The sequence below is a fragment of the Nitrospirota bacterium genome (assembly GCA_030645475.1).
Classification (GTDB): Bacteria; Nitrospirota; Nitrospiria; order Nitrospirales; family Nitrospiraceae; genus Palsa-1315.
This window is the reverse complement of the sequence record JAUSMA010000057.1, coordinates 24,768-40,490: the sequence shown is the minus strand read 5'-3', so window position 1 is coordinate 40,490 and position 15,723 is coordinate 24,768. Positions and strand designations below refer to the sequence as shown.

Below are 15,723 nucleotides of genomic sequence, written 5' to 3'. Positions count from 1 at the left end.
GGCGCGGGACGATTGAGATCGGACGGCAATTTCGTCTGTTCGTCTATACAGGCTGTATCGAGCTGGGCTTGCGTCAAGCCTGACACCAACGACAGGTTGGCTCCATGCAAGGTCGCCCGGTGGAGATCTGCCGCGTCGAGTCGCGCGCCGCTGAGATCGGCCCCGGAGAACGTGGCGCCTTGGAGGTTCGCTTCTTGGAGATTGGCCTCCATGAGCATGGCATGGCTGAAATTGGAATCTCTCAGGTCCGCTGCGACGAGATTGGCCGATTCCATAGCCGCTTCATTAAATTGTGCGTGATGAAACTGGGATTTCGGGGCGTAGATCTCGCTGAGGTCCGCTTTCGTAAAGATGGTGCCGGTTCCTCTGGCGCCGATCAGCACCGCGCGCGAGAGAATAGCCTCCCGGAAATCCGCCTGGTCCAGGATAGCCTTATAGAGAATCGCCATCCGCAGTGTGCCCGACTGTACATTCGCCTTGATCAATTGCGCACCTTCTAAATTGGCTCCTTCCAGATCGGCCTTCTGCAAGCCGGCCGAACGGAGGTTGGCGTATCGCAGATCCGCCCCGCGGAGGATGGCGTCACGCAGGTTGGCTCCCACGAGGCTGGTATCGTCGAGATAGGCGCTTTCTAAGTCTGCTTCCACCATCAGAGCTCCATCGAGCCTGGCTCCGTCGAGGAGTGCGCCTTGCAGATTGGCCTGATGAAGATTGGCGTGAGTCATGACGGTGTGACGAAGGTCGGCCCCCATCAGGTCGGTCCCTGCCAAGATGGCACGGGAAAGGTTGGCGCCGTAGAAGTAGGTGTCGATGAAGGAGGCGTTCGTCAGATCGGCTGAGGCAAGATTGGCCTCCTCAAAATGGGCCCGCTCGAAGGTGGATTCGTGCAGTTGTGCCCCGATCAGGACGGCGTTGTAGAGGGCCGCTTCGTCGCCGATCGCACGGAACAGATTGGCGTTCGACAATCGTGCATGCCGGAGATCGGCTCCCGCCAGGTTGCTGTCTTCCAAGACGGCTTTCGTCAGATCGGCTCCCGCAAGATTCGCTTGTGACAAATTACTCTGGTACAGATTCGCCTGGCGGAGGACGGCCCCTTCCAATCGAGCCCGCTCCAGATTGGCCCCGGCCAGTTTCGCGTGGTTCAAGTCTGCTTGGCACAGATCTGCGCGGCGATATTCCGGCTGTTCACGGTGGTCGAGCCACTGTCCATGCGATGCCACGATGGCCTGCAGTTGCTTGGGCGGAACGGGTTTCTTGTTGTACGCGCTCTCACAGCGAGTAGGGTGGCTGTCCGTCTTACTCGGCTGTGCCGCATCGGTGATGGCCGATTGGGCGAGGACGAGGGATGCCAGGGTCAGGGTCAGAACGGTGCGTGGTGTCATGCTGATGCTCTCCAAAATGATGTGTGTCTGCTGTGTGAGTTGATCGCTTCAACGTGCCGCTTGTGCCAACAGACGAATGTACGCTACCACGTCCTGCATTTCCCCGTCCGTCAGCTGGCCTCGCCATGCATGCATGGGGCTGAAGACGATCCCGTGCTCGATCGTCCGTAACAGTTCTTCGTCGGATTTCAGAAAGGACGGAAAGCGGTGGAAGTTCGCCGGCGCCACTTTGAGATTTTTCGCGTCCGGTCCATCCCCCCATCCTCCGACACCGTGGCAGGCCTGGCAATTGCGTTGATATACGGCTTTCCCTCGTGCGACATCGGCGGGATATTCTTGTGCCTGGAGGAGCGGCGCGAACAGAAGGCCGATGAGTCCCATGCCCAAGGTGACCCTGAGAGCCGACTTCGCGTTGAGAAAGGGAATGTGCATTACGGCCTCCTTGCTATTGACCATAAAATATATGTATTGCAGCATGCTCAAAAAGGCCGTCCAGCAAGGCCGCAGCGAGTGAAGGGCCGAGGCGTACCCGGAGGGTACGTTGAGGATCTGAACGATGCGAGAACGAAGCTGGTGGCCTTTTTCAGCATGCTACTAGCTTTTCTTGGTCGTGTGGGCGACAAACGACGTGAAAAGTTGCTTCATGTTGCTGCTGCCACATTTCGGGCAAGTCACTTTAGTAGATTCATGTTCCTTCAGGGTCAAGACGATCAACGATTCTTTTCCGCAGTCCAGACAGGTATAGTCGTACATGGGCATGACGTGTTTCCCCCTAGACTTCTGTGATGATGCGGCCGCCCGACGCCGGTTCGCTGTCGCTCCATTCGGCGAGGGCCTCGGCCAACTCCGCGAGCCGTTGCGCCGCGCGGCCGTAGACCGTGTCGGGAGGATACTCCCCATCAAGACCACGCTCGCCGGCCGGCACGCCGGTCAGCAATTCGACGGCCTCTTCGATCGTGTTCACGCCGTAGATCGTGAATTGTCCGCTTTCCACCGCCTCGACCACATCGCGCCGGAGGGCAAGATGTTTGGTGTTGCGGGCTGGAATAATCACCCCTTGTTTCCCGGTCAGTCCCCGTCGGACGCAGGACTCGAAGAATCCTTCGATCTTTTCATTCGCGCCGCCGATCGGCTGCACCTCACCCAGCTGGTTGACGGAGCCGGTCACGGCCAGCCATTGACGGACGGGGAGATCCGCGAGGCTGGACAGGATGGCGACCAATTCGCCCACAGCGGCGCTGTCACCTTCCACTTCAGAATAGGTCTGTTCGAAGGTCAGTGAGGCGCTCAAGGCAAAGGGCTGGATCCCGGCAAACTTGCCGGTGAGGAATCCCGCGAGCGTCATCACGCCCTTGCTATGGATGTTGCCGGCGAGTTCCGCTTCGCGTTGGATGTCGATCACTCCTTTGGTGCCGACGGAGGTGCGTGCGGTGATCCTGATCGGGCGGCCGAAGGCGTAGTCCCCGAGTTCGTGCACGGAGAGGCCGTTCACCTGGCCCACGACCTCTTTGTCCAGATCTACCATCAAGGTGCCTTCTTTGATCTCGTCCTGGACCCAGTGCTCCACCAGATTCGACCGATGGCGTTTGTGCGAGACCGCGGCTTCGACGTCCGTGCGAGTGGCGAACGCATGGCCTTCCTTTTTGGCCCAGTAGCTGGCTTCCCTGATGAGGTCGCTGACCAGGCTGAGGCGCAACGAGAGCCGGTCGTGCCGATCCGCAAATCGGAACCCCTGCTTGATGACCTCTGCCACGGCATCGACGCCGAAATGCGGGAGCCCTTCCTCCCGGCAGAGTTTGGCGACGAAGCGCGCATACTGGCGGTCCTGCCGCTCGCTCCGCACCACCTCGGTGTCGAAATCCGCCTTCACCTTGAAGAGCTTCGAAAAGTCTTCTTCGTACGATTGCAGGAGGTGATACAGCATCGGAGGCCCGACCATGATGACTTTCACGTTGACGGGAATCGGCTCCGGCCTGAGGCCCGCGGTGGAAAAACCATAGAACTCGGCGGGATCTTCGATTTTGACAGCCCCGGTCTTGATCACGCGCTTCAGCGCGTCCCAGGAAAAAGGCTGGCGGAGGACATCCATCGCATTGACGATCAAATAGCCGCCGCTGGCTTGTAGGACCGCGCCGGCCCTGATCTCCATAAAATCGGTGTACATGACGCCCATCTGGGCTTTCCGCTCGATCTTCCCGATCAGGTTGGTATAGGTCGGGTGAGATTCATCGATAACCGGTGCTCCCTCCGTCTGGTTATTTTCGACAATGAGATTGACGAGGTAGCGGGTCATGTCGGGCCGACGAGGCTCCAGTCCTGGAAGGTGAATGGCCGGGCCTTCGTGCGGGAGGAAGTCCTTATAGTGATGAATAATATCGTGGTGTACTCGTTCGAGATAGCCGGAGATCGCCGGCAAGTCCAGGTAGGCACGGCGTATCGTCTCATAGCGGCCCTCCAGGAGATTGGCCACTATTTGGTGGTCCAGCAGGCGCAGTTGGTGCTCGGCTTCTTTCTCAAGGCCGTGGATACGGACGTGAAATTCACGGATCTCGCCTTCGAGTATTTTCCGCCGCTCCGTCATCTCTTGCTGTTCCTGCTCCGTCAGGGCCTCCATCTGTTCGTCCGTCATCGGCTGGCCCTCTTTGAGGGGGGCGAGTCCGAACCCTGCCGGTGTTTCTTCGAATCCAAACCCGCGCGTCAGGCCGAGTTTCGTGAGGTCTTGAAACAGCGCTTTCTTTTTCGACTCCGTGTCCTCAATGATTTTGGCCTTGGCATCCAGATACTTCTTGCTTTCAAATGCGAGGGGAATGTCACGTCGCAAGTTTTCGATGAACGCCGCCATCTCGCGTTTGAAGGCGCAACCCTGTCCTGCTGGAAATGAAAGGCAGACTGGACGCGACGCATCCTGGAAATTATTCACATAACACCAGTCGGCCGGGGCCGGCGCCCCCTGGGCCTGCCGCTTCACCATGGTGCGAACGAGCGTCCCCTTGCCGGTTCCGACCGGACCAGACACATAAATATTGAAGCCCGGGCCCTTCATGTTGAGGCCGAACTCCAAGGCCTCAACGGCTCGCTCTTGTCCGATAATTTCGTTCAGGGGCTCCAGTTCGCTGGTGTCGTCGAACCCCAGCTGTGCCGGATCGACGGTCGGCGACAGCATGGAGACGGGGATCTTGAACTTATCAATCGTCATCGTGATTCCTCGTCGGCTGTTGAAAACGTCCGCCAGCTTCGTTCTCGCCTTGAACGCATCCTCAACGTAGCCAGGGGCTACGCCTCCGGTGCGTTCGTCGGCTGCGGCCTTGCTGGACGACCGTTTTGAACAGCCTACGTGTGTTGATAGAACGACTTGTTGCTTGCCTCAGTCTTCTGTTTCCCAGCTTCCAGAATGGTTTTATGGGACGAGTGGGGACGGACGGTGCACCGTTGTTGCCTGAGGGCCTTTTTCGCCTTCCTCCATGTTGAAGGCAACGTCAGTTCCATTGTCTAGTTCGTCGAACGTGAGTCCCTGCAGCGCGTGTTTGTGAAAATACACTTCCCCCCCGCCCTCCTTGAGGATGAACCCGTAGCCTTCTATTGGGAAGAGTTTGCAGATCACGCCGCGCAAGGGAGGAATTGGAGCCGTGCGCACCTCAGTGCGGCCCCGCTTCTCACGGTGCTTGCGGAGTTCGATGGCGATGGCGTCGAAGGCGGTTCTGATGGCCTCTTCGAACGTCTTGTCTTCCTTGCGGGCGGTCATGGTGTGACGGCCTGGGAGCGTGACGACGATGAGTGCCTCGGCAACGTTGGCCAACTTCTTGTGATGGAGGTTTTTCGTGAGGGTGACTCGCCCATGGATTAAATCGTCATGCCGCTCATGGAGATCTGCCATGCGCGTTTCGATTTCGCTTTTCCAGCGGGGAGTCATCTCGATGTTTCTGCTTTCAACTTCTAGATTCATACGGCCTCCTATTGGAGTTGATCGTGGTCCTCTTGCAGGATGCTGAAAAAATCCGCCAGCTTCGTTCTCGCCTTGAACGCATCCTCAACGTAGCCAGGGGCTACGCCTCCGGTGCGTCCATCGGCTGCGGCCTTGCTGGGCGGCCTTTTTGAGCATCCTGCGGGGACGTCCTCTTCTTCTCAAAAACCTTCAGGCCATCAAAACCCTGCTGTGCCGAATTGGTTTCTCCGCAACCTGCTGGTGGTTGATATCAGCAAGCGATGTGCCGTCCTCAAACGGAGGCTTGGGGTGAGAGGCAAGAGGCCAGGGGTCTGATATTTATTGCCTCTTGCCCCTTGCCGCTCGTCCCTTGCCTAACGGAAGTGGCGCATTTTTCCTCACTGGTCACCTTGGTACTGAAGCTCAATGCGCCAGTTAAACGATAGGCGAGAGGCAATAGGCCAGAGGCCAGGGGTGAGAGAGATAATATTTTAAGGATTTTGCTTTTCCGCTCGCCTCCAGCCTCTCGCCCCTTGCCTGGTATCGTGATGGAACACGACTTGCCTATATCGATGATGATGCTGACGCTAAAGAAGGAATCCCTGGAACGATACCTTCGCGACCGGTTCGGTCCCAAGGCGACCTTGTTGACCTATGGAGTCATTGGAAAAGACAGTTCGCAGGGCACCTACAAACAATATGGCTATGGCACGCCGGTCAAGCTGACATTCCAAGTCGGACGGAAGATTCAGTCTGCGGTACTGGAGACCATGAAGCCGGGTCCCTTCGGCCATGAGCATATGGCTGATCGCGCGCAGGCCATGCTGTGGGATTATGATTCCTATGGCCGGCTGCCGCGCCATGTGAAGGCGCTCGATATCGGCGCGTTTACCGCTGATCACGAACTCATGTCGGTAGCCCCGGCACGGGAGTTCTTTGTCCTCAACCAATGGACGGATGGGAGCAGCTATCATTTCGACCTGGAACGGTTGGTCAAAGGTGGAAGGCTACGGAAGCAGGATCGAGCGCGCACGATCGCCCTGGCGCGCTACCTGGCAGAGATTCATGCCAGAAAACTTCGCGATCCCGACCTCTATCGGCGTCGGCTTCGGGAGTTGATCGGCCACGGCGAATGTATTATGGGGCTGACCGACAGTTATCCCGACCGCTACGAGTTCATCACGACGGATCTCTTGCGCGGGGTTGAGGAAGCCTGTAATCGCTGGCGCTGGCGCCTGCGCGGGGAAACGCATCGTCTGTCGCAAGTCCACGGAGACTTTCATCCCTGGAATGTCTTGTTCCGGAAAGGAACGGATTTTTCAGTGCTCGATCGGTCACGAGGGGAATGGGGAGAGCCGGCTGACGATGTGACGTCGATGACGATCAACTATCTATTCTTCTCACTCTGTCGCTGGGGCACCTTGCAGGGGCCGTTGGAAGTGCTGTTCCGGCTCTTTTGGGACAGCTATATGGAAGCCAGCCACGACCATGCAGTTGCAGAGTCGGCCGCCCCGTTTTTTGCGTTTCGGGGGTTAGTCTTGGCAAGTCCCCTGTGGTACCCCAAGCTGCCGATTGAGGTGCGCCGGACCATCTTCCGGTTTGTCGAACATGTGTTGGATGAGCCCCGCTTCGATCCTGCTCGCGTGAACGAATATTGCGCCGTATAGCGGCAGGTGCGCGGCAAGGGGCGTAGGGCGAGCGGCAGTATTATTTTTCCTCTAGCCTCTAGCCTCTGGCCTCGTGCCTCTAGCCAGATGGGTCATGAAATGAGCCGACCTCAAAGTTTTGCCATCTGGATCACCGGTCTCCCGGCCTCGGGTAAGAGCACGATCGTCTCGGCTCTGAAGCCGCAGCTCGAAGAGCTTGGATTGACGGTCGAAGTGTTGGAGTCCGATGAGGTCCGGCGGATCATCACGCCGACGCCGACCTACTCAGAAGCGGAGCGGGATCTCTTCTATCGCGCGTTGGTATTCACCGGAAAGAAGCTCCTAGCCCATGGTGTGACCGTGGTCTTCGATGCCACGGCGAGCCGGAGGGTCTATCGGGACTTTGCGAGGTCTGTGATCCCTCGCTTCATCGAGGTTTCTGTGGAATGTCCCCTTGCAATCTGTATGGAGCGAGACAAGAAAGGGACCTATCTGAAGGGCCAGCGGGGCGACTCACTCACTGTTCCTGGACTCCAATCCCCCTACGAAGCGCCGACCAATCCGGAGCTCCGGATCGATAGTACCTCCACGACCTCCAGCGATGCAGCCCGTCAGATCCTCGGCTTAGTCAAAGAGAAATTCCTCTAGCAGGATGCGAGGAAGCTCGGTCTTCTCACCCGCATAACGTTCGACATGAGAGATTTGTTCCGGCTTGTAGGGACAAGCTCTCTTGATGGAGGGTTAGACCGCGCTTTAGAACGAGAGGGTGTATTCATTTGGACATGTCTCTAGGTGCTTGCGGCGGAAGAACAACGAAGTAGGTCGGTGTTCCCAACTTCGCAAGCAGGCGAAGCCGGACAAGTGTGGAGCCAGTGCGAGCGTCGTGGCCGAGCGATAGCTCGTGGAGGGAATCGGACGGTGGTTCATCCTTTTCAACGCTTCCGATGTAATGCAGACAGTTTTGCATGTCTTCTCCCACTGCCATGCTTGCGAGCCTTGATCGTTGGGCCGCGACACCCTGTTCTGCGACTATGTATGAAAGTGCGATCTTGGCCAGGAGACTGCAGAACGCCGAGACTTCAGCCTTGGATTCCGGCATGAGCGAGTGAACTCCGAGTTCTTCCGCTAATGACCGCAGTAATTCATGGAAGTCGTAATTGGGTGACGCACCCCGAATCCACAGACGCCGGGTTGCCGGGCCTGCCGCCGCGGATTCCTCAATAACGGTTAGTGCGCCGGGCGCTTCAAAGTAGGGGAAGGTGATCAAAAAGGGGTACCGTTCCTGGGCGACTGGAACGTACTCCCACACGGATGCTTCCGTCCGCTTGATCTTCAATTGAAGTGTTTCGGGTCGGCTGTTCTTTCGGCGAGTTGGGAGGCCGTAGAGCATCCGGAGTGGGCCATACATCGTGCGCAGGCAAGTACGCTCAAGCTTGCTGGTTTTGGTGCTACAAGTAGAACAGCTTGACTGCGGTAGCACTAAACGACCACCAAGCCCGAGAGGGATGATGTGCTCGTCTGACAGTTGGCCCGTTGATCCGCAATAGATGCAGTAACCGACAGGTTTGTAGGTGTACGCCGTCTGATTCGGCAAGTAACCGTGAAGTGGCGGAACTGCGTTTGTCGTGGGCATGGTTCAGGGCCTGTACGGCCTAACAATATTTAGACTGACCTGCAAAGATGCGGGGGTCTGATTTTCTGTCCGAATAGCACACCGTAGGATTTCTTGTCGAAGGTCTGGTGTCCCGGTCCATTCAATAGTGCGCTGTGAATTTAAGGGGTCAGGCCCCATATTTCTCCGACGCCCACTCAATGGCCTGCGGCTGAGCGGCCGCACTTCTCAGCGGTCTGCTCCAGCCGTTTGTTAGCCGCCGGGCCGGGCCACCACTTCTGCTTCTGTCTCCAATCAAAACAATCTGACGTCCAGGTGTTCACCGCAGAGTAGTACAAACCCTTCGCCGTATATTTCAAACTGAGCTAAATCTCCAACGATGCGGACTACTTTGTGACTGTTAATGTGAACGCTTACCTTGCGACCCGCCATCCGGTGGGTGAACTTCCACCACCATTTAGCGGGCTTAACGAAATGATTCAGCGTGAAAATCCTGCCCATTGGATGCGCAAAGCTTTCACCCTCGTAGCTCGCGACGATTTTTTCTACTGAGTCGCGAATGTCGGATAAAAACGCGTAGCCTCTAAAATGACAATAATCGTAGAGTACGTCCCAGACGTTGGCGACCGCTTCCTCTCCACATAAATCGAAATGGACCCATTCTGCCCTGAATCTATCAGGATCGTGCACTGACTTTTGCAGGAGAGCTTGGTATATCAAGGCAGATTTTTCTTCGCCCGCCTTATTGCCAGCAATGTGACTTCCGATTCTCCACGTTGCACTTTTGTCCTTCCCCACTTCCTCTTCAAGGGCTCGATGTCGCGCCGACGAAATGAACACCGGAGTCTTTTCAATAATGAAGTAGGGCATGATGTCGTCTTCGTGCAGCTAACTACAACTAGGCTGATCCGTATACGATTCGGGGCTCTATTTTTCTGTCCGTATAACAGGTCGTGGGATTTTTTGTCGAAGATCTGTCAGCCCCATTACATTCAATGGGGCGCTGCCTGTCCCTCGTGTTATTACGGCATCTTATGCGGATCAGCATAACCCCGCAACCTTCAGCGATGCAGCCTGCCAGACCTTGAATCTAGTCGAAGAAAAATTTCTCTAGAGGATGCTCAAAAAGGCTGTCCAGCAAGGCCGCAGCCGACGAACGGACCGGAGGCGTACCCTCAGGGGTACGTTGAGGATGCGTTCAAGGTGAGAACGAAGCTGGCGGCATTTTTCAGCATCCGACAGCTGGTGCTCAGTGGAACGCCAGCACCGGGCACGGCATCTTGTGCAACAGAGCATGGGATACACTGCCGAGCACGAAGCGAGTGATTCCCTGCCTGCCACTGGTGCCCATCAGAATCAGATCAGAGCGAAGTGTGGTGGCTTCCTGCAAGATCATGGCAGAGGGAGTTCCAAGTACGGCTGTTCCCTGCGCCTGATAACCTAAGGCGCGGAGACGTTCTGTGACGCTGTCGATGTAGCCGCGCGCGCTCTGCAAGGCTTGCTTCTCCAGTTTCTCGGCGGCGGCGGCTTCAACCGGCCAGGGCGGTTGTGTCGAAGGCAAGACGGTCAGTAGCGTGATCTCAACCGGATCGTGGAACGGTTTCAACTGTAGAAAACGAATCGCGGCCTCCGCGTCTGAGAGCCCCTGGAGCGGCAGTAGGATATTTTTCATGGCTTTGACCGGACCGTTCACGATCAGCGTGGCGCAGGGGGCTAGGGTGAGGATGCGGTGGGACACACTGCCAAGCAGCCGCTCCTTGATGGGACCAAGGCCCCGTGCTCCCATCACGATGAGATCGGCCTTTTGTTCCTCCGCCGTCGCCACAATCACTTCTGCGGGAGACCCGATTCGAAGCTGTTTTGTCGAAGGGCCTGCGTGCATGGGGAGGAGGGACTGAACCCGGTCCAGCAGCCGCTCGCCGTCTTCCCTCATGCTCTGTTCGAGAGACCGATAGAGTTCCTCCGCCACCTCAGGCACCATCATGGGATAGGCTGGTCTCGGGACGTCCAGGGCATGAAGCAGGGTCAGTTCCTCTGCCCGGGCCAGGTATTTCATGGCGTGAACGGCCTCATAGGCATTATCCGATCCATCGACCGCAAGCAACGTTTTCATCGGTGCGACTCCTTTGTTGTCGTCACGCCGCCCTCATGCGGGGCAGCATGAAAGTAGCGCTGAAACCAGGCGAGTGCCTGCTCTGCGACCTGTTCAAGTGTGCCGGGTTCTTCGAAGAGATGTGAGGCGCCTGGTACGATCACCAAACGTTTAGGGCAAGCGAGAAGGCGGTAGGCCGTTCGATTCATCTCGATGACCGGCTCGTCGTCTCCCCCGACAATCAATAACGTCGGCGCGGTGACTGACGGGAGATAGGGTTCTGCCAGATCCGGTCTGCCACCCCGTGACACGACCGCCACAATCGATGAGGGATCGCGGGCTGCCGCCTGCAGGGCTGCGCCAGCGCCGGTACTGGCGCCGAAGTAGCCGATGCCCAGGCGCTTCGTCCGATCGTCTTGTTCGAGCCAGCCCTTTGCAAACAGCACTCGATCTGCCAACAGATCGATGTCGAAGACCTTGCGGCGGTCATCGGCTTCATCCGGGGTCAGGAGGTCCAGCAGCAATGTGGCCACCTGTCCTCGCTGGAGATAACGGGCGACGACGTTGTTGCGCGGACTGAATCGTCCGCTGCCGCTTCCGTGGGCGAAGACCACTATTCCGATTGCTTTGGTTGGAAGACCGAGGACTCCTTCAAGAGAAAGGGGCCCTCGCGTAATCCTGATAGTTTCTTCATTCATTGCCGTCCATCACGTCTTCCAAACCGGTCATGGCCACACCGTCGGTTCGATGGCGATCAAGGTTATTCGACGCTCACTGGCATTCCGTGGGGCAGAAAAATAGAAAATAGACTGCGACCGCAAGCCCGAGGAGCACCGCTCCCACGAACCACCACTTTGTTCTTGTCATGCTCGTGATCTCCAACTGTTTCTGAGCAACCAATGTCAGCAAGTCCGATGCCTCCCCTGGAGAAGGGGTACAGGCCGTGAGGGGGTGAGCTGTATCATGAGGAGCGAGAGGCGGTTGGCGTCGTTTGTCTTCTTGCCTCTCAGGGCTAACGGTCCACGTTTCACGGCTTCTGTTGCCTTCCGCCACAGTGTGACTCTTCACTCTGTAGCAAGACACCCCCGCGTAATATGCCAAGAGCCGATGGCGTATGGCTGATGGCCTGACAAGATAAAGAAAGCTGTTGTTTCTACGCAGCTATCAGCCTTCAGCCTTCAGCCTATATCAGTGGCACCAGCCTTGCGATATTAGGGAATGAGTCAATTTTGTGGAGGTGATATGGCTGAGTCGCTGTTTACGAAGATATTGGTGCCGGTAGATTTTTCTACTTGTTCGGAAGAAGCCTTCCGCGTCGCGTTGACCATGGCCCGGACGTTTCAATCCAAGCTGTTGCTGCTGCATGTCATCGATACGAATGCCCTGGCGACGTTCAACCAGCTGGGGCTGTTGGCGGTGCCTTCAGATGCACAGGGCCAGAAGCGGCGGTTGCGTCATCATGCCCGGCTCAACGTGCGGCGGTTGCTTGAGTCAGAATCGGCTGAGGGTGTGGCGGTGACGCGAGTGGTCTTAGAGGGTGCGCCGTTTACGGAGATCGCGAAGATGGCCCGAACGGAAAAAGTGGATTTGGTCGTCATGGGGAGCTATGGGGGGCGCTCGGGTAGCGTGGACAAGATTTTTTTCGGCAGTACGGCGGAAAAGGTGGTGAGGACAGCGGGTTGCCCGGTGTTGACGGTTCCGCTGCCACCTAAATCTCGTCGTTCGTGAAACGTCCGAATCCGGAAACGACTGACGCTTCACGAGATACGCTTCACGGGTTTTGAGTACGCCAGTGGTGGGCTTTTTGAGCATTTTGCCAAAGGGAGGGATACATGAACAGTGAGAAGGTGCAGTGGGGATGGGCTCTGGTGCTGGCGGTCACATGTGGGTTTTGGTGGGAGGCGGCAGCGCCGGTCTTTTCGCAGTCCGAACAAGTCGTTGAGGTCACGATCAAAGACTTTAAATTTGTGACCAAGCAGGGGTCGCTTCGCCTCGGATTCCCTGCCGTGATCAAGGTGAAGAACGAGGATGCCGAACGGCATGACTTTGGCTCGACCATGTTTGAAGGCATTCCCACTCAGATCGAGAAAGACGGGGTGACCGTCTACGGACGGGGTCTGAGCGGAGTGTTTCTTGATCCTAAGCGGGATGTGTCCATTCGGTTCAATATGTCGAGGCCTGGCCGACATGAATTCCGCTGTTCGATCCATCCGAATATGAAGGGTGAGTTGTTGTTGCTCAGTGTGGAGGCGGTCTAGAAAACGTGAAGCGTTTCTCGTAGAGAGAAGAGCGTATGGCGTATAGCTGGCAGCAAAGATTCTCCCCCTCTTCATTCCGAACCATACGCTATTGGCTATAGGCCATATGCTCTTTTCAGGGACGAGAGACGAACGACGCTTCACGAACGACGAGATATGGGAGGGCATCCTTGATCAAGCGAATTTTGTTTGCGACGGATTTTTCACCGTGGGCCAGGCGGGCGGAAGACTATGCCTGTGCCCTTGCCTGTTCGTGGAAGGCGAGCTTGACGGTGCTCAGCATCGCGGAGTTTCAGCCGGGGCTCAATCCCGACTACCCCATCAATCAGCAATACTTGGCGGATCTGCTCAAAACGGCGTCGGCGAAGCTCGCCGATCTCAAAGGCCGGGCGGAGCGGCGAGGCATGACGGTCACGACCAGGGTGGAAACGGGCATTCCGAGTGAAGGGGTGGTCACTGCGGCGCAGGCGGAGGAGTCAGACCTGATTGTCGTCGGGACGAAGGGCAAGACCGGCCTTGCGCACGTCTTGTTGGGCAGTACTGCCGAGCGGGTCATTCGCGGAGCCCCCTGCCCTGTGCTGACGGTACGAACGGATCAGACAGACGCTGAACGGGAGGAGGGTGCCCTGTCGGAGCCTATCGTCCTGGAGCGCATTCTCGTGCCGGTCGACTTTTCAGATTGTTCCCTCGATGCCGTGGAATATGCAGCGGTGGTGGCGCAGCAGGCCAAGGCCTCCCTCATGTTGCTGCATGTGTTGGAGCCGGTGTCCTATGGCTTGGATTTTACCCTCGGCCATAGCAGGACACGCGAGCAAGTGCGCGAGACCTGGACGAAGCGACTGGAGGAGTTGGCCTCTTCGCTCAAGATGACGGGTATTCCGGTCGCATTTCAACTGCGGGGCGGCGTTCAGGCCGATTCAATCTTAGATTCAGCCCAGAATCTGCCCTGCGACCTGATCGTGATGGGTACGCATGGACGCCGCGGCATCTCGCATGCCTATTCCGGCAGCGTGGCGGAGGCTGTCCTGCGAAAAGCGCCCTGCCCTGTCCTGACGGTGCGGAGCCTCAAGCTCGGACCCGGCTATAGCCGGGTGATTCCGGCAGCAATGTTTCCCTTAACGCACAAGTAATCAAGGAGTAAGTGATGATGGGTACGATTAAACCAACTGGAAAAGTGAAACCTTCGAAGCGTTCGGCGTTGGCGGCATCGCCACAATCTATGGAGCTGCCGGATAGCCTGTGGGAGCGGATTTCAAGAAAAGCCTTTGAACTGTGGCAGGAGCGGGGCTATCGAGACGGACACGATCTCGAAGATTGGTTTGATGCCAAGACCATCGTGATGGAAGAAATTCATGAAGCTCGCGAGTGAAACGACCGCCGGCTTCTGGGTGCCTCTCGCCCCCTCGCTCGAGGCGCTACTCGCTCGATTGGAATCTCTTTCGTTGGAGGCGGGGTTCGCTGCTCAGTCGCAGATAGCATTGCGTCTCGCCCTCCAGCCCTATTTTGAGGGTGGGGTCGGGGCTCTGATGTCCCCGCTGCAGCAGGAAACGACGTTAGCCAACCTCGTCCTCTACGCCGATTTCTATCCGCAGGACGGACAACTGACGTTGATCGAACAGTTGCGCGACGTCATCACGGAGCATATTCCGCAAGAAGAACGAGAGTGGTTGGATCCGCTGAAACATTCGGCTCTCGATCTGGTCGAATTCCTGTCGTTCGATGAACCGGCCCAGCGCCTGGTCTTCCGCTCGCTAGGAAATGCGCGGGTCTATCGCGTGCCGGACGGAGCCTTCCGCGAGGGGTTACAGCCGGGACAAGTACTATTGACGCGGCTGATTCGTGAGCCGGGGGATGTGGAATGGGAGCGGGCGGTGATTGCGGGCGCCGCGATCCGGTTATCCAGCGAGGACGGACAGGGCCTGCTGAACGCCGCACGGGACTATCAGCGGCAGGTGGAAATTTCCGCCGGGTCCTTCGAGCTCGGCGATTGGCCGGAATTCGCCAAGCGTTATGGGCATGTGTTGCTGTGGACCTTCGCCCGTATGCGGGTTGCCGCGCTTGTCGACGCCGTGCAAAGTATTCACTACGTCACAGAAGGGGGGCAGCCCTATCTGTATGCCTTGGCGCTGTACGATCATCATGAGTACGGGTATATGGGTGAGCTGCTCGCAGGGCTTGAAGGGTTCGAGCGGGAAGCGGTGGCCTCTTCCGGCAGTGGAGCATCAGGGGCGAAGGCCCCCCAGCATTGTGTGCAACGAGGGGCCTATGGGCACCTCCAACCCGTGGTGGTCGCACGGTTGATCCTGACGGCGACCCAATTGTGGGTGGAGTGCGATTCGCGTGAGCGTCTGGATACCATCAAGCATGCGTTGGCGTCGACGTTCGGGTTTTCTTTGCATTTCCGTGGCGAAACCTATGTGTCACCGCCTCGACAGATCAAGGAGTCCGAGTTGGCCGTTGAGGAGCCTCTGACGCTGGTCATTTCGGCGGAAGAAGATCGAGCCCTCCTGAACGGGTTCTTGGAGACCCTATATTTAGCATGGGCGGAACGGGACTGTCCGGCGCTGGGCAATCACATGCCTCGTCACGCCGCCACGTCAGAAGCCGGGCGCAAACAGGTTGCGGCCTTGATCGCCGACATGGAGCGACAGGACCCTGGAATCAGGCGCGCGGGTCAGGCATCATTTGACTATAATAAGCTGAGGGCTCATGTGGGGCTCGATGAAATAGGATGCTGAAAAAGTCCGCCAGCGGCGTTCTCGCTTCGCGCAGAGACTCGACGTTGTCGGAGGTCGGAAGCACTGGAGGAGA

16 protein-coding genes are annotated in these 15,723 nt (G+C 57.4%); 7 read left to right on the top strand and 9 right to left on the bottom strand.

All coding sequences use genetic code 11. The features are described 5' to 3' along the window. From Q7U76_09775 to Q7U76_09755, 5 genes are all read right to left on the bottom strand, one after another. The coding region (locus tag Q7U76_09775; protein ID MDO8356664.1) for a pentapeptide repeat-containing protein at positions 1–1,382 on the bottom strand (1,382 nt) is incomplete at its 3' end. A 48-nt stretch (positions 1,383–1,430) separates the two neighbouring features. Then, positions 1,431–1,814: a cytochrome c gene (locus tag Q7U76_09770; GenBank protein MDO8356663.1), complete on the bottom strand. Its 384-nt coding sequence runs from the start codon at positions 1,812–1,814 to the stop codon at positions 1,431–1,433. 162 nt (positions 1,815–1,976) lie between these two features. Beyond that, positions 1,977–2,141 (bottom strand): zinc ribbon domain-containing protein, encoded by a 165-nt coding sequence (locus tag Q7U76_09765; GenBank protein MDO8356662.1) that lies wholly within the window; start codon positions 2,139–2,141, stop codon positions 1,977–1,979. Positions 2,142–2,154: 13 nt separating this feature from the next. Then, positions 2,155–4,578, bottom strand: a complete 2,424-nt coding sequence (locus tag Q7U76_09760) for an ATP-binding protein (protein ID MDO8356661.1) — start codon at positions 4,576–4,578, stop codon at positions 2,155–2,157. 201 nt (positions 4,579–4,779) lie between these two features. Next, positions 4,780–5,325, bottom strand: a complete 546-nt coding sequence (locus Q7U76_09755; protein MDO8356660.1) for an HPF/RaiA family ribosome-associated protein — start codon at positions 5,323–5,325, stop codon at positions 4,780–4,782. 554 nt (positions 5,326–5,879) lie between these two features. Here Q7U76_09755 and Q7U76_09750 point away from each other — a divergent pair. Further along, positions 5,880–6,971 (top strand): phosphotransferase, encoded by a 1,092-nt coding sequence (locus Q7U76_09750; protein MDO8356659.1) that lies wholly within the window; start codon positions 5,880–5,882, stop codon positions 6,969–6,971. 99 nt (positions 6,972–7,070) lie between these two features. Beyond that, positions 7,071–7,598 carry an adenylyl-sulfate kinase gene (locus Q7U76_09745; protein ID MDO8356658.1) on the top strand — a complete coding sequence of 176 codons (528 nt, stop codon included), beginning with the start codon at positions 7,071–7,073 and terminating at the stop codon, positions 7,596–7,598. A 124-nt stretch (positions 7,599–7,722) separates the two neighbouring features. Here Q7U76_09745 and Q7U76_09740 read toward each other — a convergent pair whose 3' ends face one another. The 4 genes from Q7U76_09740 to Q7U76_09725 all read right to left on the bottom strand — a co-directional run bounded on the left by Q7U76_09740 (position 7,723) and on the right by Q7U76_09725 (position 11,352). Then, positions 7,723–8,358 (bottom strand): hypothetical protein, encoded by a 636-nt coding sequence (locus Q7U76_09740; GenBank protein MDO8356657.1) that lies wholly within the window; start codon positions 8,356–8,358, stop codon positions 7,723–7,725. A 498-nt stretch (positions 8,359–8,856) separates the two neighbouring features. Further along, complete coding sequence (locus Q7U76_09735; protein ID MDO8356656.1) at positions 8,857–9,432, bottom strand: hypothetical protein; 576 nt, start codon at positions 9,430–9,432, stop codon at positions 8,857–8,859. Between the two features lie 379 nt (positions 9,433–9,811). Further along, entirely contained in the window at positions 9,812–10,675 is an 864-nt protein-coding gene (locus tag Q7U76_09730; GenBank protein MDO8356655.1) for a universal stress protein, read from the bottom strand. Beyond that, positions 10,672–11,352 carry an alpha/beta hydrolase gene (locus Q7U76_09725; protein MDO8356654.1) on the bottom strand — a complete coding sequence of 227 codons (681 nt, stop codon included), beginning with the start codon at positions 11,350–11,352 and terminating at the stop codon, positions 10,672–10,674. Before Q7U76_09725 ends, Q7U76_09730 begins: the two co-directional genes overlap by 4 nt. Positions 11,353–11,896: 544 nt before the next feature. Between Q7U76_09725 and Q7U76_09720 the strand changes: the two genes are divergently transcribed. The 5 genes from Q7U76_09720 (at position 11,897) to Q7U76_09700 (ending at position 15,650) form a co-directional block, all read left to right on the top strand. Next, positions 11,897–12,382 (top strand): universal stress protein, encoded by a 486-nt coding sequence (locus Q7U76_09720; GenBank protein ID MDO8356653.1) that lies wholly within the window; start codon positions 11,897–11,899, stop codon positions 12,380–12,382. 104 nt (positions 12,383–12,486) lie between these two features. Beyond that, the gene (locus Q7U76_09715; GenBank protein ID MDO8356652.1) at positions 12,487–12,912 is read left to right on the top strand and encodes a cupredoxin domain-containing protein; all 426 of its coding nucleotides are present in this window, start codon (positions 12,487–12,489) and stop codon (positions 12,910–12,912) included. Positions 12,913–13,082: 170 nt separating this feature from the next. Then, positions 13,083–14,042: a universal stress protein gene (locus Q7U76_09710; protein ID MDO8356651.1), complete on the top strand. Its 960-nt coding sequence runs from the start codon at positions 13,083–13,085 to the stop codon at positions 14,040–14,042. A 14-nt stretch (positions 14,043–14,056) separates the two neighbouring features. Further along, complete coding sequence (locus Q7U76_09705) at positions 14,057–14,281, top strand: DUF2934 domain-containing protein (protein ID MDO8356650.1); 225 nt, start codon at positions 14,057–14,059, stop codon at positions 14,279–14,281. Next, entirely contained in the window at positions 14,265–15,650 is a 1,386-nt protein-coding gene (locus Q7U76_09700; protein ID MDO8356649.1) for a hypothetical protein, read from the top strand. Before Q7U76_09705 ends, Q7U76_09700 begins: the two co-directional genes overlap by 17 nt. Positions 15,651–15,723 lie beyond the last annotated feature (73 nt).